Genomic DNA, 20,436 nt, shown 5'->3' with positions numbered 1-20,436 from the left:
ATCAGGAAAGGACCCCTCAAATAAAAATACGCCCGACGGCGACACGCCGACCGGACACACTTTCTGCTACTTAACCCACAAATCCTCTCTGACCTGGATTTTCGTTCAGATTTCGGGCATACAAAAGGACGCCCACTTTGTATCAAAATGAGCGTCCCTTCAGTGGAGCTAAGGGGATTCGAACCCCTGACCTCTTCCATGCCATGGAAGCGCGCTACCAACTGCGCCATAGCCCCGTATTCAGTTCATCGCGTTTGCGACCCGTTAAGCATAGCGGAACGCCAGGCGATTCGTAAAATCGAAACCTCGTGCAGGCCATCACACCAGCCGTGCTCCTAGGATCCACGCGACAAACAGATGTGCGACGCTTACGCGCCCAACACATCCTCGCGGTAGCCAATATTGTGTGCGGCCAAACGGAAAGACGGAGCACCCGACCCACCGGAGCCTCCTCCACCCACGCGAACAAGCTCTGACCAGTGGCAATTATCCAAGCCACGCATCGCATCAAACTCAAGCGGATTCAAGCCCATGCAGGTAATCAGACCGCGCAAAATTGCTGCACCATGAGCAACCACAATGACAGTCGCATCCGAAGGAGCCTGGCGAGCCGCCTCAAAAACAGCATCTCGCACGCGCGTCCCCACAACATCCGACGGCTCAATTGACGCCTCGCCGCTCTCGCCCGTCTGACGCCACGCCTCCACCAAATCCGGATACTTTTCGTGAGCCTCCGGCAGGGTCAGTCCCTCAAACAGGCCGTAGTTGCGCTCAATGAGGCGCTCATCCACGATCGGCCCCTCTACATCGCCACCCTGGGCACGAAATACTCCTGCCAGCAGCTCAGCAGTTTCCGAGGCCCGCGACAGAGGCGAACAAACAATCACAACCTTATTCGAGGTCTGGGAAGCAACACTCACACCAACCTGAGCACTCCGCGAGAGGACACGCTTCGCTAGAACCTCGCCAGCGCGCTCAGCCTGCTTACGACCACAGGTATTCAACGGACGATCAATCACGCCCTGGAAACGCCGCTCAACGTTATAGTCCGTCTGTCCGTGACGCACGAACACAATACGGTTCGCGCCGTCATCGTGTGTCTCAACAGCAAAGTTAGTTTCACTGGTAGGTGCGGTGACAGTAGCGGGTGAAGAAGTAGCAGGCTCGGTCATGCTCACTCTTCCTCAGCGTCTAACTCGGTACCTAAATCCATCGCGCCTGATGCAATCGCTGACGCCAAGTCCATGCCTCGTGCGTCACCCATCGACGCAACAACCTCAGCCGCCGACATCGGAGTACCAACCCCAGCACCCACCGTGCCTAGCGCCGCAACAAAACCGGCAACGCGTGCGGCCTCACCCTCGGGAGCAAGGTGCGTCACCTTACCGTCTGCCCAGAGCTTTTCCAGAGCGTAGAACTCGCGCTGTTCATCGGTCAGAACGTGGCAGATCAGCTCACCGTAGTCGATCAGCACCCACGTGCCACCTGTACGACCCTCGATACGATCGGGCTTCACACCCAACTGCTTCGCCGTCTGATCCATGATTTCTTCAGCGATCGCGCGCACCTGACGATCCGTAGGAGCAGAAAAAATCAGAAATGACTCAGCCAACGCCAGACGATTCCCCACGTCCACCAGCACCGGATCCGTCGCCAACTTGTCGATCGCAGCCTCTACGATGACGTCCTGCAGATCCTTTTGCTCTTCACTCACGTGGTTTTCCTCTCTTCGCGCCGACGATCGGCGGATGCTTCGCGCCCTTGACCGGCGAATACTCCGTGCCGTTGATCGGTAGATTCTATGCCCGTCACTGATCCGTGTACAGGTCGTATTTCTTGATGTACTGGACAACACCGTCGGGCACCAAATACCAGACCGGATGCCCACTTTCGACGCGCTTACGGCAGTCCGTTGACGAGATCGCCATTGCGGGGACCTCCACCAACGACACCGAATTGCGAGGCAAACCCGACGCATCCAATTGATGTCCTGGACGAGTAACGCCAATGAAATGCGCCATTTCGAACAGTTTATCCGCGTCCTTCCACTGGGCGATCTGCGCCAGAGCATCTGCGCCCGTAATGAAGTAGAAGTCCGTATCCTCCAAGTATTGCGCCGCAAGATCGGTCAGCGTATCGATCGTGTACGTTGTCCCACCACGGTCAATATCGACACGAGACACGGTAAAACGCGGGTTCGACGCTGTAGCAACAACCGTCATCAGATAGCGGTGTTCGGCACTGGTCACCTTGCGCCCGGCCTTGAACGGTTGCATCGCCGCGGGCACGAACACAACCTGGTCAAGTTGGAAGACTTCCATCACTTCCGACGCCGCGACAAGGTGTCCGTGGTGAATGGGGTCGAAAGTTCCACCCATGATCCCGATGGATCGACGAGGCCGACCAGCTGAAAACTCTTTAGCCGCACTGGTGGTCAGAGCATCATCGGGCGCCTCGACACCATCGACGCTACTGGCCTGCGCGCAAGTCTGGTCACTCATGGACGAACCGTCCCATCGCCTTCAATAATCCACCGCGTTGTCGTCAGTTCAGCCAAACCCATCGGACCCCGAGCATGGAGCTTCTGAGTCGAGATACCGATCTCTGCGCCCAATCCAACCTGGCCACCGTCGGTGAAACGGGTCGACGCGTTAACCGCAATGGCAGCCGAATCAATCTCAGTCTGGAAACGGTTCGCGGATTGAAGGGAACGGGTGCAGATCGCTTCAGTGTGACCGGTCGAGTAGCGACGAATATGGGCGATGGCCTCATCAATCGAGGGAACGACCCGCACCGCCAAATCCATCGACAGGTATTCGGTTGCCCAGTCTTCTTCGGTTGCCTCAACCCACATATCGGAGTCAATCGACGGGGTCTGACGAGCAATCTGGGCAGAAGCAGGATCCAAGTGCAGAGTAACGCCAGCTGTTGCCAAACGAGTCAGGGCCGACAGCAGGAAACGCTCGGCCTCGGCTTCGTGCACAAGGAGAGTCTCTGCCGCATTGCAGACACCCACACGCTGAGTCTTCGCATTCATAATGATGCGTTCAGCGGCTTCCAAGTCCGCGCCTTCATCAACGTAAACGTGACAGTTACCCGTGCCCGTTTCGATGACAGGGACAATCGAGTTTTCGACGACAGCCTGAATCAAGCCCGCGCCACCGCGCGGAATGAGGACATCGATGCCTCCACGAGCACGCATCAAAGCCGTCGCACCAGGACGTCCCAGATGGTCAACCGTCTGAACTAAATCAGCAGGCAGATCAACGCTTTCAAGAGCATCACGCATCACGGTGATGATCGCCTGATTCGAGTGAAACGCCGCGCTACCACCGCGCAGAATAACCGCGTTACCGGACTTCAGGCCAAGCACTGTCGCATCAATCGTCACATTCGGACGAGCCTCGTAAATCACTGCGACAACGCCCATCGGCACGCGCACCTGACGGATGCGAAGACCGAGCTCATTCACGGTTCCACGGACGATCTCGCCGACCGGATCCGGCAAGCTGGCGACCTCGCGAACAGAATCAGCAATTGACGTGATACGCGACTGATCCAACGCCAAACGATCCAAGAGCCCAGCGGACATGTCGTTTTCACGACCTCGCACCAAATCCAACTGGTTCGCAGACAAGATTTCGCGGGACCGTTCTTCAAGGGCAGTCGCAATTGCTTCCAGCGCGCGATTCTTCACGCCAGCTGTCGCCGCGGCGAGTGACAAGGATGCTGTGCGCGCAACCGTAGTCAGATCTGAAATATCAGGAATCTGGTCAGTCATGTCCCCATTTTCCCACAGGTTGGAGCGCCAAGCAGTACTACACCAGCGGTGCCAAGTCGTCACGATGCACGATCGGGCGCGGATGCTCCCAACCCGAAAGACGCAAATCTTCAGCAGACAAGCCCGCCATAAGTGCGACCTCATCGGAGTCGTAGGAGACGATGCCTCGCGCCAACAAGCCATCTGGACCAGCAATATCTACAACATCGCCTAAATCAAAGTGTCCGATGATGCGAACAACGCCGGCAGCCAGCAAAGACTTCTTGCCCGCAGTGATTGCACGACCCGCCCCCTCGTCGACGATGATTTCGCCACGAGAATGCGCAGCGTGAGCAATCCAGAGTCGACGCGATGCCGGACGAACCGATGAAGGCGCGAACCACGTACCCGTCGCGATCCCCGACAGTGCAGTCCCCAGTTCATCCGCGCTAGTCAAGACCACCCCAATGCCGGAGGTCGCAGCCATCGTCGCAGCCTGAACCTTCGTCACCATGCCTCCGGTGCCAACCTTCGAGGCCGAGCCCGTCACCAAGACAGCATGCAGGTCGTCCGTCGAATGAACCTCGCGAATGAGCTGCGAACCCGGATGGCTGGGAGGCGCGGTATACAACCCATCAACATCGGTCAGCAGGATTAGTGCGTCGGCTACAACCATCTGCGCCACATACGAGGCCAGACGATCGTTATCGCCAAAGCGAAGCTCGCGAGTAGTGACCGCATCGTTCTCGTTAATAATCGGAACAACGCCACAGCTGAGCAGGCGGGCAAGCGCAGAACGCACGTTCGTGTAGTGTTCGCGACGCATGACATCTTCAGTGGTGAGCAACAACTGAGCGACATCAAGGTGGTGTGCCTGAAATGCTGCCGTCCAGCGAGCAACTAGGAGCCCCTGCCCCATCGCGGCAGCCGCTTGAACGCTTGCCAGATCGCGCGGACGCGAATTGAATCCCAGCGGATCCAGACCCGCTGCAACCGCACCGGAAGAGACAATGATGATCTCTTTACCCGGTGTCTTCCACTTCGCAACCAAACGCGCTACGGAATCAATACGGTTCAGATCCAGGCCGCCATCATCGCGGCTCAGCGACGAGGATCCAATTTTGACGACAATACGGTTCGCATCGTTGATACGGCCGTCACACGAAGGAGTCACTTCGAGTCCTTGCCTTAGGGGTAAGTGGTTCAGTTTTCACTATTTGGGTCGGTCCACACGCCCTTCTGGCGTTCGGTCCATAGTTCTTCACGCGCCGCAGTCTTCGCGTCCATCACCTGATGGTGGATCTCGCGCTTCTGCTTACGCGTCGGGCGAGCCGACTGGTTAATACGCAAGTCAGTGCCACGCTGTCCCAGCAGTTCCGGACCGGTGGTAAGCGTCGGTTCCCAATCGAAGACGATGCCGGTATCCAGCGGACCAATGACGACGGTATCTCCGGCGAAGGCACCGGCCTTCATCAACTGGTCTTCAACGCCTGCGGCAGCAAGACGGTCAGCCAAGTAGCCGATTGCTTCGTCATTCGCAAAGTCAGTCTGGCGAACCCAGCGTTCAGGCTTATCACCACGAACCTGGAAGACCTCTTCACCATCCATCTGGACCCGAGCAACAGTAACAGTGTCACGCGACCCGACAGCCTTCGGACGAATAACCGGTCGTGCTTGACGTTCAGGCAGGGATTCGCGGTGCTTCTTCACCAGGGCGGCCAGCGTGAAGGACAGTTCCTTCAAGCCCTCGTGCGTGACGGCAGAAACCTCGTGGATCGGCCAGCCGAACTGCTCTAGTTCGGGGCGCGTAATCTCTGCCAAGTCGCGACCGTCGGGCACATCGACCTTATTAAGGACGATGACACGCGGACGTTCCATCAGTGGAACATAGCCTTCAATCTGGCCAAGATCGCCCTGATAAGCGGCCAGTTCAGCTTCAATTGTCTTCAGGTCAGACAAAGGTTCGCGCTCGGATTCGTAGGCGGCGGTGTCCAGCACGTGCACAATCACACCACAGCGTTCAATGTGGCGCAGAAAATCAAGGCCGAGACCCTTACCGGAAGAAGCGCCAGGAATCAGACCGGGAACGTCAGCAATCGTGTAGCGTTCATCGCCAGCCTGCACAACACCAAGGTTCGGGATCAACGTAGTAAACGGGTAGTCCGCAATCTTCGGGCGGGCAGACGACATCGCAGCGATAATCGACGACTTACCAGCCGACGGGAAACCGACCAAAGCAACGTCTGCGACCGACTTCAGTTCAAGAACAACATCGCGTTCTTCGCCGGGCTCCCCCAGCAGAGCGAAGCCAGGAGCCTTACGCGCCTTCGAAGCAAGCGCAGCATTACCTAGGCCACCTCGGCCACCTTCAGCTACAATGAAACGCTCGCCTGCACCAGTGAGGTCAGCAAGCAACTCACCGGACGGGGACTTCACAACAGTGCCGTCGGGAACGGGAAGAATAATGTCTTCGCCGTTCTTACCCTGACGGAAGTCACCCATGCCGGGCGTACCGTTGCTCGCCTTCTGGTGTGGACCACGGTGATACGTCAGGAGCGTCGTCACCTGCAGATCAACTTCGAGGATGACGGAACCGCCATTGCCACCGTCGCCACCATCTGGGCCAGCGAGCGGCTTGAACTTCTCACGCTTAATTGAGGCAACACCGTTACCGCCATTGCCACCAGCAGCATGGATCGTCACGCGATCAATGAAGTCTGCCATTTCGTCTCCTTAAAATGATCCGAGGGTCTGTGCACAAACCTCTGCACATCAAAGTTATGTGAAAAGGGCGCCCGGCATGTGCCGGACGCCCCCTTCAAGCGATCGGTCTCAGGCAGAGACCGGCTCAACGACGTTGACAACCTTACGGTCGCGCTTCACACCGAACTCAACGGCGCCTGCACGCAGGGCGAAGAGGGTGTCATCCTTGCCACGACCAACGCCGTCGCCCGGATGGAAGTGAGTGCCACGCTGGCGAACGATGATCTCGCCTGCGTTCACAAGCTGACCGCCGTAGCGCTTAACGCCCAGTCGCTGAGCGTTCGAGTCGCGGCCGTTACGGGAGGAACCAAGGCCCTTCTTATGTGCCATCAGAAACTACTTTCTGCTCGAATCGGTCTCAGGTCAGGCGATCTCAGTGATCTTGACAACCGACAGCTTCTGACGGTGTCCCTGGCGCTTACGGTAGCCCGACTTGTTCTTGTACTTGATGATGGAAATCTTCGGACCCTTAGTTGCGTCCACAATTTCTGCTTTGACGGTGACCTTGCCAAGCTTGGCAGCATCGACGGTGATGGCATCGCCATCAACCAGCATCAGCGGCTGAAGCTCAATGCTGGAACCGATTTCTTCGGAAACCTTGTCGACGACGACGACGTCACCGACGGAGACCTTCTCCTGACGGCCGCCGGCCTTGACGATCGCGTAGACCACGTGTAGCTCATCTCTTCTAGATATACGGAACGGGATTCGCTTGAACAGCGTTTCAATATTTATCCCGCTGGCGCTGGTCGCGCCGACGATCAAATTTAGCTGATTTGCCTATCTTAGGGCAACTTGGATGAGCCAAAAACAGGGGTTTTACGCTGTGCGATTCCACACCCTGCAACTTTTAGCGACACGCCGAGTCACCCTAGTTTAGATAAATCAGGCAGTCTCGTCACCGCTTTGGGTGGCGAGGCGACGACGACGCTTCGGCTTGGAAGCGCTAGACGTGGAGGCTTCAGGTAAAGTCAACGCATCCGTTGTCATCGTGGGGGCAACCACTGTTACCGGATCCTCTACCCTAGCGGGCAAGTCCAACACCAGAGCGGGAGCCGTCTTTCCCGGTTCAACGCTTGGTGTGGTGACAACACGCCTGCGCGTCTTTCGAGGCGTAGATGCGGACGATGCTAAGTGAGCCGACGCCGATCGCGCGCGAGTCTTGGACCCGCTTGCCTTCTTAGCTTCAGGCTCGTTCGCCTGCGCAGCATTTGCTACGGGCTCGCTCGCATCCGGTTGGGCAGAATCCATCGAGACTGCCCTACGACGCCTACGAGGCCGCGCAGTCTTTTCAGAGTTATTGCCTGCCTGACCCGCGGAATCGGATTCACGTGGTGTGATCTGAGCGGTGACATCAGCCTTCGATTCACTCTTTTCAGCCTCAGTCGAAGAAGAGAGTGTTTCTTCTGACGACACTCGGACTGCACGACGCGGACGACGCTTCTTCACAGGCTGTTCCTGTTCGTTTTCGCCCGTTTCTCCGGCAGGTGAAGCAGAGTCAGCGACGGTCGAATCGGCCTTTTCGTGCACACGCTTGCGTCCCTTACCACCCTTTGATTCGGGGGCAGACTTCTCACCCGCGGAGGCGGCCTCGTTGACCGGAGAATCAGCGGAGGCAGACACTTCGGATTCGTCAGACTTGCGCGATGCAGCAGCGATGGCGGACAGAGCCTGCTTGGCCTTTTCGTGCTCGGCGGAGTCTTCGATGCGCTCAGCCTTCTTGCGTTTATTCGACTTCGGGGCGGCCCCCGTGTGGTGCTGTGAGTCCGAGAGCTCAACCGGATGCTCGTGGACGATGAAGCCGCGGCCTTCGCACGCTTCACACGGGGTTGAGAAAGCTTCGACGAGGCCCTCACCCACGCGCTTACGCGTCATCTGCACCAAACCGAGAGAAGTAATCTCGGTGACCTGGTGACGCGTGCGATCACGACCCAAGCACTCGACCAGACGACGGAGAACCAGATCGCGGTTAGATTCGAGCACCATGTCAACGAAGTCGACGATGATGATGCCACCGATATCACGCAGACGCAGCTGACGAACGATTTCTTCGGCAGCCTCAAGGTTGTTGTGCGTCACGGTTTCTTCCAGTGTGCCACCGGCGCCAATGAACTTACCGGTGTTGACGTCAATGACCGTCATCGCTTCCGTACGGTCAATGATGAGCGTGCCACCCGACGGCAACCAGACCTTGCGGTCCATCCCCTTCGACAGTTGCTCGTCAATGCGGTGAGCAACAAACACGTTATCGGTGCCCACCCACTTTTCGACGCGGTCAGACAGTTCCGGTGAAAGTTCATCCACGTAAGACTTGACGGTTTCGAAGGTTTCATTTCCTTCGATCACAAGCTTCGAGAAGTCTTCGTTGAAGATATCGCGGACAACGCGGACAGCAAGCTCGGGTTCGCCACGCAACAACGTCGGAGCGGTCTTCGTATTCTTCTGCTGTTCTTCGATTGACGTCCACTGCGCGCTCAAGCGTGCGACATCGTCACGAATCTGTTTTTCGGTTGCACCTTCAGCTGCGGTACGTACGATGACGCCCGAACCGGCGGGAATAACCTGCTTCAAGATCTTCTTCAGACGGGTGCGCTCACGATCGGGCAACTTGCGCGAGATACCCATCATGGAGCCGTTCGGGATCAGCACCAGGTAACGTCCCGCCAGCGTGATCTGACTGGTCAGACGCGCGCCCTTATGGCCGATCGGATCCTTGGTCACCTGGACCAGAACCGGGTCACCCGACTTCAGAGCAGACTCGATGCGACGTGGCTTGCCTTCAAGACCAACGGCATCCCAGTTCACTTCACCGGCATAGAGGACGGCGTTACGACCACGGCCAATATCAACGAATGCGGCTTCCATCGAGGGCAACACATTCTGCACGCGACCGAGGTAGATGTTGCCGACCATCGACTTCTGGGTGCGACGAGCAACGTAGTGCTCTACCAGCAGATCATCTTCGAGGATCGCAATCTGATCCAGACCATCATGATCTCGGATCACCATCTGACGATTCACGGACTCGCGACGAGCCAGGAACTCCGACTCAGTAATACCGTGGCGACGGCGACCTTCACGACGAGTTTCCTTGCGACGCTGCTTCTTCGCTTCCAGACGAGTCGACCCCTTGAGAGCCTTCACCTGGTCGTTAACGTCACCTTCGTCGGATGAGGTGGAACGTGTGCGACGACGGCGACGACGGCGCGTTGAGGTCTCTTCCCCATCGTCTTCTAACTGCGTAGTATCCGACGATGCAGTGTCTTCTGCCTGGGCCTCTTCACCTTTGTCCGCATCTGCCTGAACCGTGTCATTTGACTTGGTACGACGACGCGCGCGTTTCGTATCAGTATCAGGAGTTTGAGAGGCTTGAGCGGAATCAGTTACCTCTTCAACCTCGGCTTCACTGGTATCCGCATCAGCCTTTACGGTCTTACGAGTCTTACGAGAACGCTTTTCACGCGTGGGGGTTTCCGCAGGGGCCTCGTCGTTTGAACGAGACTGCGAGCGCGACGAACGAGCCGGAGCGGGTTGCTCGACAGGTGCTTGAAAAACGGGAGCCTGGAACTCAGGTTGCTGGAACAGCAATGACGCTGCAGGCGCTGAAGGTGCCGAAGAGGCATTCTCAGTGGTCACAATTCTCCATTTGTGAGGGCACGGTCCCACACCACACCGGCCCCTCGGCCTCGCCCTCTAGGGGCGGAAATCCTGACGGTTACCGCTAATCGCGGTCGAAACGTCGGCGCATGAGGCGTCTTCGACGTTTATCTCATTGCGAAGGTGTGTCCGCAATGTCCGATACACACTCAAGTTTGCCACATTTTTACCCGAGTCGTTTGAAGGGACACAGTTACATACGGCGCATCTCGGCCTCGTAAATTTATAAAACCAACTGTCAGCTAAATACCCACTTGAACATCGCCGAAGCCCCCTCTGAAAACTGGAAAGGCGGGACTTTCGACTCGAAAAACAGCCCAAATAATGACGAAAGTATCAGGTCTGTCAGATAACCGCCTTTTTCTCAAAAATCAACGCAAAAGCGAATAATCATGGGCTAGATTGACAGGTAAGCACGTGACGATGGTCCCGCTTGTTGGGTCCAAAGTCACTACGCGCACCATCCATCAACGAACTATTTGAGGGAAGGCGAGCACAATGACCCTCGCGCAGGCAGCGCTCGACTCTGTCATGCTCGGCAGGTGGCAGTTCGGTATCACTACCGTCTACCACTTCGTGCTGGTTCCACTGAATATCGGACTGGCACTCCTTGTCGCACTCATGCAGACGTTCTGGCACAAGACCGGAAAGCAGGAATGGCTCCACGCCACCCGCTTCTTCGGCAAGCTCCTCATCATCTCTTTCGCACTGGGCGTTTCCACCGGTATCGTCCAGGAATTCCAGTTCGGTATGAACTGGTCGGAATACTCCCGCTACGTCGGTGACATCTTCGGTGCACCGCTCGCAGTCGAAGCACTCCTTGCATTCTTCATGGAATCCACCTTCCTGGGCCTCTGGATCTTCGGTTTCGGTCGCCTGAAGAAGGGCATGCACCTGGCCACCATCTGGCTGGTCGCCATCGGCACCGCCGTTTCGGCCGCATGGATCCTCGGCGCAAACTCCTGGATGCAGCACCCGGTCGGCGCAAAGTACGACCCCGAAGCTGGACGCGCAGTCCTCGACGGTTCCATGAGCTTCTTCAAGCTCCTCGCAAACCCGGCGCTCATCTGGGAATACACCCACGTCATCACCACCGCATGGCTTGCCGCAGGCTCTCTGGTTGCCGGCATCTCCATCTGGTGGATGGTTCGCGCACAGCGCGAAGGCAGTGAAGAAGCAACCAGCCAGGCAAAGAACGTCTGGCATCCCGTTGCACGCTTCGGCCTGATCGTCATGCTCATCGGCGCTCTCGGCGTCATGGGCACCGGCCACTTCCAGGGCCAGGAACTGGTCAAGCTTCAGCCGATGAAGATGGCAGTCGCCGAAGGCATCTGCGTCGACACCGATGGCGCTGCCTTCACCGTCGCTCAGTTCGGTTCCTGCCCACTGGATTCCTCCGGCGAAGCACCCACCAAGTTCATTGAGATCCCCGGCGTTGCTTCCTTCATGTCGCACAATGACTTCAGCGCAACCTCCGCAGGTGTCGCTGACGAGCAGGCTCGCATGGTCGAACTGCTGAACTCGAACGCTGACTTCACCGCCAAGTACGGCAATGCAGCTCACTACAACTTCGTTCCCCCGCAGATGGCAACCTTCTGGTCGTTCCGCCTCATGATCGGCCTTGGCATCCTCTCCCTGATCTTCGCACTCTGGGGTCTCTGGGTTACCCGCAAGGGCACCGTCCCCGGTTCGAAGTCACTGTCGACGATGGCACTAATCAACCTGCCCCTACCGTTCCTGGCAGCAACCTTCGGCTGGATCTTCACCGAAATCGGTCGTCAACCGTGGGTTGTCGTCCCGAACATTGCAGGTCTTTCGAACGGTGATCCGGTCGGTTCTGTCATGCTGATGACCGACACCGGTATTTCAACGGCAGTTCCCGCCGGACAGGTTCTTGCAACCCTGATCGGCTTCACGCTGCTCTACGCTCTGCTGGGCGTTATCTGGTTCCTGCTCATGCGTCGCTACGTGCGCGAGGGCATCCACACCGCTAAGAAGACAGAAACCGACGCTCCCGCCGGCGACCTGTCCTTCGGATACTGAGAGGCGGCGAAACTGCAATGACACTTTCAATCCTCTGGTTCATCCTCATCGCTGTTCTTTGGACCGGCTACCTGTTCCTCGAAGGCTTTGACTTCGGCGTCGGCATCCTGCTGAAAGTTATCGGCAAGAACGACGAAGAACGCACGCAGATGCTGCGCACCATTGGTCCCCACTGGGACGGCAACGAGGTCTGGCTACTCACCGCCGGTGGCGCCACCTTCGCAGCATTCCCAGAGTGGTACGCCACGATGTTCTCGGGCATGTACCTTGCCCTGTTCCTCATTCTCTTCTGCCTGATCCTGCGCATCTCCGCTCTTGAGTGGCGCGCAAAGATCGCAACGGCAAAGTGGCGTAGCGCGTGGGACACTATCCACACCGTGACCGCTGTCCTGGTTCCCGTTTTGTTCGGTGTTGCATTCGCAAACCTCGTTCAGGGCATGAAGATCGAGGTCGTCGATGAGTTGACCGGCGTTGTTGTCGCACCCGATATGGTCACTAATTCGCTTGCAACCGCAACGCACCAGCTGACCGGTGGCTTCTTCTCACTGCTCACCCCGTTCACTATCCTCGGTGGCGTCGCAATCCTGGCCGTCTGCACGGCAGTCGGTGCCCAGTTCCTGGCGCTCAAGACCGAAGGCGATGTGCGTGAGCGCGCAAACGGCCTGGCAGCTCCCCTGTCGATCGCAGCAACCGTCGTTGCCGCAATCTTCCTGATCTGGGGTCAGTTCGCTTACTCGGCTAACGTCCTGGCATGGATCCCATTGCTCGTCGCAGCACTCGCGATCATTGCCTCGACCGCATTCAGCCAGAAGGCACTGCGTCGCGAAGGTCTGTCCTTCATCCTGATGGCTGTCGCAATCGCTTCGACCGTCACCTGGGTCTTCTCGGCAATGGCTCCGGCCGTCATGAAGTCCTCGATCGACCCGGCATACTCGCTTTTGATCGACCAGGCATCGTCCTCACCGGCAACCCTGGTTGTCATGTCGATCGTTGCTCTGATCTTCACGCCGATCGTCCTGATCTACACGGCATGGTCCTACTGGGCCTTCCGCAAGCGCGTGTCGGTTAGCGACGTCGATCAGAACCCCGGCTTGATTCCCTCCAAGATCCGTCTTGGTGAGAACTTCCTTGCTGGCTGATCTTTAAACACTTCGGTGGCCCGGTGCGTCAGTGCCGGGCCACCGTTGTGTTTCACCACGATTGCAGTGCCACATTCACCAACGTCTGGATACCGGTCTTTCGTACCTCGATTCACCCCGCCTTCCAGCCGTGTCCGCACTGTTTTTCAGTTACCGCTTCCCCCAGAAATTACGGCAAAATAGTTCAATGCGACCTTTTGATCCACGGCTTTTGAAATACGCGCGTTCTGCACGAAAGCCCATCATTATTACGGGGCTCATCGGCACGCTGATTGCCATCGCCGTGATCACTCAGTCCCTACTGATCTCGGCAGCGCTCTCCCCCGTGATCACCGGCAACGCTCGCCTTGGTGACGTTGCAGGTTTCGTTGTTGCGCTGGTGATCGTGATCATTATTCGTGGGTTGCTTGTTGGGTTGCGCGATTCGCTCGGTCAGCGCGCTGCAGACAGTGCCATCCGAGATCTTCGTTGCGAGGTTTTGCATGCGACCGAAGAACTCGGTCCCCGCTGGCGTGCAGTTCACGGCGCCGACACGACAACGCTTTTGACGCGTGGCTTAGATGATCTGGGCCCCTACTTCGTAAAGTTCCTTCCTCAGCTTGTCCTGACGATGACGGCAACTCCTTTGGCTTTGGCTATCATGCTCTATTTGGACGCATGGTCGGGCGTCATCGCGCTCTTCGTCATTCCGTTGATTCCAGTTTTCATGGCGTTGATCGGTCGTTTTACTCAGGATTCGTCGAAGGCGAAGCTGGTCGCAATGGAGCGTCTGGGCTCGCAGCTTCTTGACCTCATGGCGGGCTTGCCTACCCTGCGCAGTTTGGGTCGCGAGAATGGACCTCGTGCGCACCTTGAAGCCCTGGGCAAAGAGAACACGCGCACCACAATGGCAACCCTGCGCGTCGCGTTCCTGTCGGGTGCAGCCCTTGAATTCCTTTCCACCCTGTCGGTTGCTCTTGTTGCCGTCGAAGTCGGTATGCGCCTTGTCGCCGGCAACGTCACCCTGTTTACCGGCCTCGCCGTCATCATGTTGGCCCCCGAAGTCTTCGAACCGCTTCGTCAGGTTGGCGCGCAATTCCACGCTTCCGCGAACGGTGTGGCCGCCGCACAAAGCGCCTTCGAGATCATCGAAACTGAGCGCCCGCAGGCTTCGCGTACCGTTTCGCACCTCGTTTCTTCCCCCAGTAACGAGGCCACGCTCACCACTTCAACTTCTTCCCCCAATTCAGGGGCGGATGGGGACAGCACTTCACCTGTTTCTTTGCCCCCGATTTCATCATGCACGATTGAGCTGGAAAACCTGAGCGTGGCGGCTCGCGGTACATGGGCTCCTCACAATCTTTCAGCTTCGATTCAGCCGGGACAGCTGACCGTTCTTGAAGGTGCGTCAGGGGCCGGTAAGTCGACAACTGTTCTGACGATTCTGAACCTGCTGACTCCGACAAAGGGGAACGTTGTCCTTGCTCCTCTTGACGGGGCTACACCGTCCTGCGACGTTAGCGACTGCGATGCAAACTCGTGGTGGAAACAAATCACGTGGGTTCCTCAGGCTCCGACGATCCTTCCCGGCACGCTCCTTGAAAACATGGCGCTGAAAACCGTGACAAGCGGCCTCGTCGAAGCCGCGCAAGCAACAGGTTTCCACACCATTGTTGAAGCAATGCCCGATGGTTGGGATTCAAAGGTTGGCGTGGGTGGCATTGGCTTGTCAGTTGGGCAGCGGCAGCGTCTTGCACTGACGCGCGCACTGGTGAATGACTCACCGCTGGTGATCCTCGACGAGCCGACAGCGCATCTTGATGCCGTCAGCGAAGAAGAGATCACGCGGGCTATTCGAGCTCTTAAATCACAGGGGAAAACGGTTCTGGTTATCGCACACCGTCAGGCACTAAAGACGATTGCCGATCTGGTCATCCTGGTTGAAAGCGCGCCCGCTACCATCCAAGATATCGAAGAGTATCCGCAACTTGGGGTCAATGACTGGGCACAGACCAGCGTCGATGTTGATCTGCCAGGAATCTTGACGGTCAGTGCGACCGATACCGACCCAGAAAAGGCGGTGAACTGATGCTGTTCATTACTCGCGAAGAAAAGCGTGCTCTGAAACGAGTCTTCCCCCTCGTCGAGGTCGATACCAAAGCATTCCTCTTCTCTGTTCTGCTTGCTTCCGGTGCTCTTGGTGCCGCTATTGCCCTTGGTGCGACTGCTGCTTGGCTGATCGCTAGGGCATCAGAGCACCCACCGGTTTTGTTCCTGACCGTCGCTGCCGTTGGCGTACGCACATTCGGCGTATCGCGCGCACTCCTGAGATACGCGGGCCGTTTGGCCAGCCATCGCGTTGCTTTGCGTGGCATGGACGCCCTGCGCCAGAACCTCTATCGCCGCCTCGCGCACAATCCCATCGACCGCTTGACCGCGATGAAGCGCGGTGATCTGCTTGCTCGTACGGGCGCAGACGTGGATGATTTGGGCGATCTGGTTGTCAAGACCCTGCTCCCCACCTGCGTGGCAGCAATCGTTGGAATCTGTACGGTCATTGGTCTTGGACTCATTTCCGTTCCCGCTGCGCTACTGGTTGCGATCTGTCTTTTGGTATCGGGGGTCGGAGCCCCCTTACTGTCGATGCACGCTGCACGAATCGCTCAAATTGATACGCTTCGCGCGCGCACTGACCTGTCGACGCAGATCCTGACCGTCATGGAGGGAACCTCTGAACTCCAGGTGTCCGGAGAACTTGAGGCGTTTAGAGCATCGATTGATGAGACCGAAGAAAAGCTCGTTGAAGCCTCACACCGCAGTGCGCGGATGGCTGCTCTAGCTTCCGGGATTGACCGAGCAGCAATGGGAGCAGCCGTTGTCGCCGCACTGCTGATCGGCATTCCTCAAACAACAGGTGGCATGATTACCGGCCTGCTTCTCGCAGTCCTTGTTCTCACTCCCCTGTCCTCGTTTGAAGGAACCGCTGAACTAGCCCCCGCAGGCGTCCAGCTGGTCAAGTCCGCGACCGCGGCAGTCCGTATTGACGAGATGCTTGGCGAACCCACCAAAGTCGCTACCCACCCCGTTCCACACACTGACGTTCCGTCACTTGCCGCCACGAACCTGACGATCGGATGGCCAAGTGGCCCCAGCCTCGTCGATTCGATCGATCTGGAATTGCACCCGGGCAAATCCATCGCGATCGTGGGCGAGTCGGGTATCGGTAAGACGACGCTCGCGCTGACTTTGGCTGGCATGATTCCGCCGAAGGCTGGATCTGCGCAGGTGAACGGCGTGGACGCATGGGAAGCCGACCGCGTACAACTCACCAAGATTGTCAATGTCACGACCGAAGACGCGCATATCTTCGCCACATCCGTCTTAGAAAACCTGCGAGTCGCCAACGGTGAGCTCAGCAAAGACAGTGCAATCGCTCTACTTGAACGCGTTGGATTGGCCAGCTGGCTTGCAGCACTGCCCGATGGGATCCACACCATGATCGGTTCAGATGGCACGACAGTGTCCGGCGGTGAACGTCGACGCCTGCTCATCGCACGAGGCCTCGCTTCACCCGCTCCCCTGCTACTCCTCGATGAGGCCGGCGAGCACTTGGATGCGTCGACAGCTGACACGCTCATTTCCGACCTGCTCTCGGATCCGACGCGTGGCATCCTGCTCATCTCGCATCGCCTGAGCGCCCTCGAAAACGCCGACGAGATCCTGTTCTTCGGACGATCAGGCGGCGAAAGAACCCAAGCAGAATTGATTGCGCGAGGCACACACGCCGACCTTCTTGAAACATCTCAGGCCTACCGTTGGGCTGTCGGCCAGGAAGAGGAAAACTAATGCCATGGGGTTCAGAACACGCCCTGGTGAAGGCCGCCCTTGACCTCACCAGCACGCTCGACCTGCGCAAGGCCCTGACCAGCTTCGTCGACCAAGCCTGCAAGCTCACCCGCGCACCATACGGCGCCCTGATCGTCCTTGACACATGGGGCGAAGCATCCCAGCTGATCGAACACACCAGCGAAGCACTGCCACATTCACCTTCAATGCCAGAAGAACTGATCAGCCAAATCCCCGCTACCGGTCACCTACTGATCAACGACATGAGCGAATGCGAGGACATTCCTCCGGCATCAATCACCAGTTTCCTGGGCGTATCCGTGCTGATCAACGAGCAGGTGTATGGACGCCTCTTCCTGACCGATAAGAACGGCGGATTCACAGCCTCTGACGCCGATGTTTTGTCAATGCTTGCTCCCGCCGCGGGCGTCGCAGTGGAAAATGCTCACCTGTACGCGGACTCGCGTCGAACAGAACGCTGGATTTCCGCTTCCCAGCAGCTGACAACCACGATGCTTGAAGGCACCGACGAAGAAGAAGCCCTTGAGCTGATCGCACAGACCGTGCGAGAGGTTTCACGTGCAGATACGGCGATCATCGTTCTGCCTTCCGTTGGTGACACCTGGGCTGCCGAAATCATTGACGGCTACCTGGCTGATACTCTTCTCGGCGTTGTCTTCCCACCCGAGGGGCGCGCGATGAGCGTGCTCCACGAAGGAACGGGCATGATCGTCGACTCCATGGCGCGGGCGCAAACCATGCGTCTTCCTCAGCTTGCAGCCTTCGGACCGGCGCTCTACGCGCCCCTCCGTTCGCGAGGTAACTCCGCTGGCATTCTGATCCTGCTTCGTCGCATCGGACAGCCAGAATTTGATCTGTCCGAATTGTCTTTGGCTGAATCACTCGCATCTCAAGCCGCCTTGGCACTGGAGCTCGCCTCCGCTAAGCACGCTGAAGACGTGGCCACACTGCTCGACGAGCGAGATCGTATCGGACGCGACCTGCACGATTTCGCGATCCAACAGCTGTTCGCCACCGGCATGCAACTGGATGCCGCCAAGGTGGAAGTAGAAAGCGGACACCCGAATCCTGAGGCCATTACTGCCACACTGGACCGTGCTCTAGCCTCCATCGACGAGGCTGTACGCCAAATCCGAGCAATCGTCCACAACCTACGTGAACCCGACAAATCAGTGGCACTGGTGGAACGTATTCGACGCGAAGCATCACTGACACGTTCCTTCCTTGGTTTTGCCCCATCCCTGTTGATCACACTGGATGGTCACGCGATTAACGAAGTCGCAGACGACGAACAGCTGATGATCGAAACCATCGACAATCGCATCGGCCCCGACTTGGGAGATGACATTGTCGCCATCGTGCGCGAAGGCCTATCCAATATCGCACGCCATGCACATGCCACTGCGGGCTCGGTGACCGTTGACGTCATGGGAACGGGAGAAAACGGGCACGTCACCGTTTCAATCGCCGACGACGGACGAGGCATCGACCCGAACCACACCAGAAACTCTGGCCTGTCCAACATGTCCGAGCGCGCCCGCATCCGTGGTGGGAGCTTCGAACAGGGAATCGGAATCGGAGGCCTCGGCGCCAGGATCACCTTCCGCGCTCCGCTAGCCTAAGTTCCAACTTCATACAGGTCGGGGCGCAGTTCGTACGAACTGCGCCCCGACCTCGTAGCCAGTAGAAAGAACGAAGCTTTAGTTCCTCCACGCGGCCGCACGCTGGCCAGCGACCCACGCTGCCACCTGAGTGCGACGTTGCAAGCCCATCTTCGACAGAAGCGACGTGATGTGGTTCTTCACGGTCTTTTCTGCAACGCCCAGCTTCTCACCGATCTCACGGTTCGACAGACCATCGCCAATCAGTTCCAAAACCTTGCGCTCTGACGGAGTCAGGTCAGCGGTCGGATCATCATGGTCAGCGCGACGACGCGTGATCGTGCGCTCGTCCAGCAGAATACGACCAGCAGCAACAGCCTTAATCACGTCCGTGATTTCTGCACCGCGCACGGTCTTCAACACGTAAGCGTGCGCACCAGCTTCAAGAGATTCAGCCAAAGCCTCATCATCGTCGAACGAGGTAAGCACGATCGGCAGGATCTCCGGATGCGAAACCGCAAGCTGCTTCAGAATATCGATACCCGTACCATCGGGAAGCTGAAGATCAACCAGAACAACGTCTGGGCGAACCAGATCTGCGCGACGCACGGCGTCAGCGACACTACCTGCTTCAGCAACGACCTCAAGGGCATCATCGCGATCAATAATCTCAGCAATACCGCGTCGAACGATCTCATGATCGTCGATGATCATGACGCGAGTAATCTTGGCATTCTTGGGGTTTTCAGTCACAGTCATATCCTAGACAAGTCCTAGATCCTATATCGAGCGGTCGGGCAAGAAGTCGCAAAGAACCGGTTAAATTGCGATGATTCTTCGTCCTTTGGCCACCTCTTAGTCACCAAGGCGAGAGTAAAGAAGCTCCATAGCCTGTTGCGCAACCGCACTCTCGGAGTGCTTCTTCGACGATGCGCTGGCAACAGCCAACGGTTCTTCAACATTCGACGCGAAGACGGTCGCAGTGAAAGAACGGTTATGATCCGGGCCCGAACCTTCAACCTCATAGCGAATTTCGCCAAGGTTATGCGCCTTCGCATATTCGACAAGCAAGGTTTTCCAGTCATGATGGGATCCTCGTACCTCGGCCTGGCTCAGCAGGAACTCAAGATTGGCCAGCACAACGGCTCGCGTGTGCTCCATACCGTGCGTCAGATACGTCGCCCCGATCAGCGCCTCGAACGTGTCGGAAAGGATCGAATCCTTGTCACTGCCACCAGAAGCGGCCTCTCCTCTGCCGAGGAAAATAAAATCCCCAAGCCCAATACGACGAGCAGCCTGCGCCAGCGGAGTTTGCGAAACCGTGGAAGCACGCATCTGCGACAAAGATGACTCCGCGACATCCGGGTAGTCGTGGAACAAACGATCCGCGGTCGTTACTGACAGAACCGCGTCCCCTAAGAACTCGAGGCGTTCATTATTCGGCAACCCCCCGGCTTCGTTCGCATATGAACGGTGAGTCAGGGCAAGGAGCAGAAGGTCAGGATCGATACTCGATCCCCAACGTTCCATGAGCTGGTCGTAGTCCGTGTTGGTGGGAACTGGGAGTTTCTTCTTATGCGACATACGTCCGTCTTCAACTTCTGTTCGTACAATTGTGCAGTGAGGA

16 protein-coding genes and 1 tRNA gene are annotated in these 20,436 nt (G+C 57.5%); 5 read left to right on the top strand and 12 right to left on the bottom strand.

All coding sequences use genetic code 11. The annotated features are described in order from the left end of the window. Positions 1–163 precede the first annotated feature (163 nt). The 10 genes from QP109_RS05550 to QP109_RS05505 all read right to left on the bottom strand — a co-directional run bounded on the left by QP109_RS05550 (position 164) and on the right by QP109_RS05505 (position 10,159). A tRNA-Ala gene (locus QP109_RS05550) sits at positions 164–236 on the bottom strand. Positions 237–368: 132 nt separating this feature from the next. Further along, a complete protein-coding gene (locus QP109_RS05545) occupies positions 369–1,172 on the bottom strand; it encodes a histidine phosphatase family protein (RefSeq protein WP_285023874.1) in 804 nt (267 codons plus the stop codon). 2 nt (positions 1,173–1,174) lie between these two features. Further along, a complete protein-coding gene (rsfS, locus tag QP109_RS05540) occupies positions 1,175–1,714 on the bottom strand; it encodes a ribosome silencing factor (protein WP_285023872.1) in 540 nt (179 codons plus the stop codon). A gap of 94 nt (positions 1,715–1,808) precedes the next feature. After that, positions 1,809–2,501 carry a nicotinate-nucleotide adenylyltransferase gene (gene nadD, locus QP109_RS05535; RefSeq protein WP_101627260.1) on the bottom strand — a complete coding sequence of 231 codons (693 nt, stop codon included), beginning with the start codon at positions 2,499–2,501 and terminating at the stop codon, positions 1,809–1,811. Beyond that, positions 2,498–3,781, bottom strand: coding sequence for a glutamate-5-semialdehyde dehydrogenase (locus tag QP109_RS05530; RefSeq protein WP_285023870.1), 1,284 nt, complete (start codon positions 3,779–3,781; stop codon positions 2,498–2,500). Before QP109_RS05530 ends, nadD begins: the two co-directional genes overlap by 4 nt. Positions 3,782–3,818: 37 nt before the next feature. Next, entirely contained in the window at positions 3,819–4,934 is a 1,116-nt protein-coding gene (gene proB, locus QP109_RS05525; RefSeq protein ID WP_285023868.1) for a glutamate 5-kinase, read from the bottom strand. Between the two features lie 29 nt (positions 4,935–4,963). Then, positions 4,964–6,484 carry a GTPase ObgE gene (gene obgE / locus QP109_RS05520; protein ID WP_101627262.1) on the bottom strand — a complete coding sequence of 507 codons (1,521 nt, stop codon included), beginning with the start codon at positions 6,482–6,484 and terminating at the stop codon, positions 4,964–4,966. Positions 6,485–6,592: 108 nt separating this feature from the next. Next, entirely contained in the window at positions 6,593–6,853 is a 261-nt protein-coding gene (gene rpmA, locus QP109_RS05515) for a 50S ribosomal protein L27 (protein ID WP_006681642.1), read from the bottom strand. Between the two features lie 33 nt (positions 6,854–6,886). After that, positions 6,887–7,195 (bottom strand): 50S ribosomal protein L21, encoded by a 309-nt coding sequence (rplU, locus tag QP109_RS05510; RefSeq protein ID WP_006681643.1) that lies wholly within the window; start codon positions 7,193–7,195, stop codon positions 6,887–6,889. Positions 7,196–7,408: 213 nt separating this feature from the next. Then, the gene (locus QP109_RS05505; RefSeq protein ID WP_285023863.1) at positions 7,409–10,159 is read right to left on the bottom strand and encodes an Rne/Rng family ribonuclease; all 2,751 of its coding nucleotides are present in this window, start codon (positions 10,157–10,159) and stop codon (positions 7,409–7,411) included. A gap of 519 nt (positions 10,160–10,678) precedes the next feature. Here QP109_RS05505 and QP109_RS05500 point away from each other — a divergent pair. The 5 genes from QP109_RS05500 to QP109_RS05480 all read left to right on the top strand — a co-directional run bounded on the left by QP109_RS05500 (position 10,679) and on the right by QP109_RS05480 (position 18,830). Continuing rightward, positions 10,679–12,223 carry a cytochrome ubiquinol oxidase subunit I gene (locus QP109_RS05500; protein WP_101627264.1) on the top strand — a complete coding sequence of 515 codons (1,545 nt, stop codon included), beginning with the start codon at positions 10,679–10,681 and terminating at the stop codon, positions 12,221–12,223. A gap of 17 nt (positions 12,224–12,240) precedes the next feature. Beyond that, on the top strand, positions 12,241–13,362 hold the full coding sequence (cydB, locus tag QP109_RS05495; RefSeq protein ID WP_101627265.1) for a cytochrome d ubiquinol oxidase subunit II: 1,122 nt from the start codon (positions 12,241–12,243) through the stop codon (positions 13,360–13,362). A 187-nt stretch (positions 13,363–13,549) separates the two neighbouring features. Beyond that, on the top strand, positions 13,550–15,430 hold the full coding sequence (gene cydD / locus QP109_RS05490; RefSeq protein ID WP_285023861.1) for a thiol reductant ABC exporter subunit CydD: 1,881 nt from the start codon (positions 13,550–13,552) through the stop codon (positions 15,428–15,430). Further along, on the top strand, positions 15,430–17,187 hold the full coding sequence (gene cydC, locus QP109_RS05485) for a thiol reductant ABC exporter subunit CydC (RefSeq protein WP_285023859.1): 1,758 nt from the start codon (positions 15,430–15,432) through the stop codon (positions 17,185–17,187). The genes cydD and cydC overlap by 1 nt, the downstream gene beginning before the upstream one ends. After that, positions 17,187–18,830 carry a sensor histidine kinase gene (locus tag QP109_RS05480; RefSeq protein ID WP_285023857.1) on the top strand — a complete coding sequence of 548 codons (1,644 nt, stop codon included), beginning with the start codon at positions 17,187–17,189 and terminating at the stop codon, positions 18,828–18,830. Before cydC ends, QP109_RS05480 begins: the two co-directional genes overlap by 1 nt. Positions 18,831–18,908: 78 nt before the next feature. Here the strand turns inward: QP109_RS05480 and QP109_RS05475 are convergent, their stop codons facing one another. Both QP109_RS05475 and rnc read right to left on the bottom strand, forming a co-directional pair. Continuing rightward, positions 18,909–19,523, bottom strand: a complete 615-nt coding sequence (locus QP109_RS05475; RefSeq protein ID WP_040318714.1) for a response regulator — start codon at positions 19,521–19,523, stop codon at positions 18,909–18,911. A 141-nt stretch (positions 19,524–19,664) separates the two neighbouring features. Beyond that, positions 19,665–20,393 carry a ribonuclease III gene (gene rnc, locus QP109_RS05470; protein ID WP_285023855.1) on the bottom strand — a complete coding sequence of 243 codons (729 nt, stop codon included), beginning with the start codon at positions 20,391–20,393 and terminating at the stop codon, positions 19,665–19,667. Positions 20,394–20,436 lie beyond the last annotated feature (43 nt).

It is taken from the genome of Pauljensenia sp. UMB9872, assembly GCF_030212665.1.
Classification (GTDB): domain Bacteria; phylum Actinomycetota; class Actinomycetes; order Actinomycetales; family Actinomycetaceae; genus Pauljensenia; species Pauljensenia turicensis_B.
This window is presented reverse-complemented; position numbering and strand designations above follow the sequence as displayed.

Excerpts from the sequence above, each read along its gene's own strand:
- obgE (WP_101627262.1), bottom strand. The coding sequence starts at position 6,484 with ATGGCAGACTTCATTGATCGCGTGACGATCCATGCTGCTGGTGGCAAT.
- QP109_RS05545 (WP_285023874.1), bottom strand. The coding sequence starts at position 1,172 with ATGACCGAGCCTGCTACTTCTTCACCCGCTACTGTCACCGCACCTACC.
- rpmA (WP_006681642.1), bottom strand. The coding sequence starts at position 6,853 with ATGGCACATAAGAAGGGCCTTGGTTCCTCCCGTAACGGCCGCGACTCG.
- QP109_RS05475 (WP_040318714.1), bottom strand. The coding sequence starts at position 19,523 with ATGATCATCGACGATCATGAGATCGTTCGACGCGGTATTGCTGAGATT.
- cydC (WP_285023859.1), top strand. The coding sequence starts at position 15,430 with ATGCTGTTCATTACTCGCGAAGAAAAGCGTGCTCTGAAACGAGTCTTC.
- nadD (WP_101627260.1), bottom strand. The coding sequence starts at position 2,501 with ATGAGTGACCAGACTTGCGCGCAGGCCAGTAGCGTCGATGGTGTCGAG.
- cydB (WP_101627265.1), top strand. The coding sequence starts at position 12,241 with ATGACACTTTCAATCCTCTGGTTCATCCTCATCGCTGTTCTTTGGACC.
- QP109_RS05530 (WP_285023870.1), bottom strand. The coding sequence starts at position 3,781 with ATGACTGACCAGATTCCTGATATTTCAGATCTGACTACGGTTGCGCGC.
- QP109_RS05480 (WP_285023857.1), top strand. The coding sequence starts at position 17,187 with ATGCCATGGGGTTCAGAACACGCCCTGGTGAAGGCCGCCCTTGACCTC.
- cydD (WP_285023861.1), top strand. The coding sequence starts at position 13,550 with ATGCGACCTTTTGATCCACGGCTTTTGAAATACGCGCGTTCTGCACGA.
- rnc (WP_285023855.1), bottom strand. The coding sequence starts at position 20,393 with ATGTCGCATAAGAAGAAACTCCCAGTTCCCACCAACACGGACTACGAC.
- QP109_RS05500 (WP_101627264.1), top strand. The coding sequence starts at position 10,679 with ATGACCCTCGCGCAGGCAGCGCTCGACTCTGTCATGCTCGGCAGGTGG.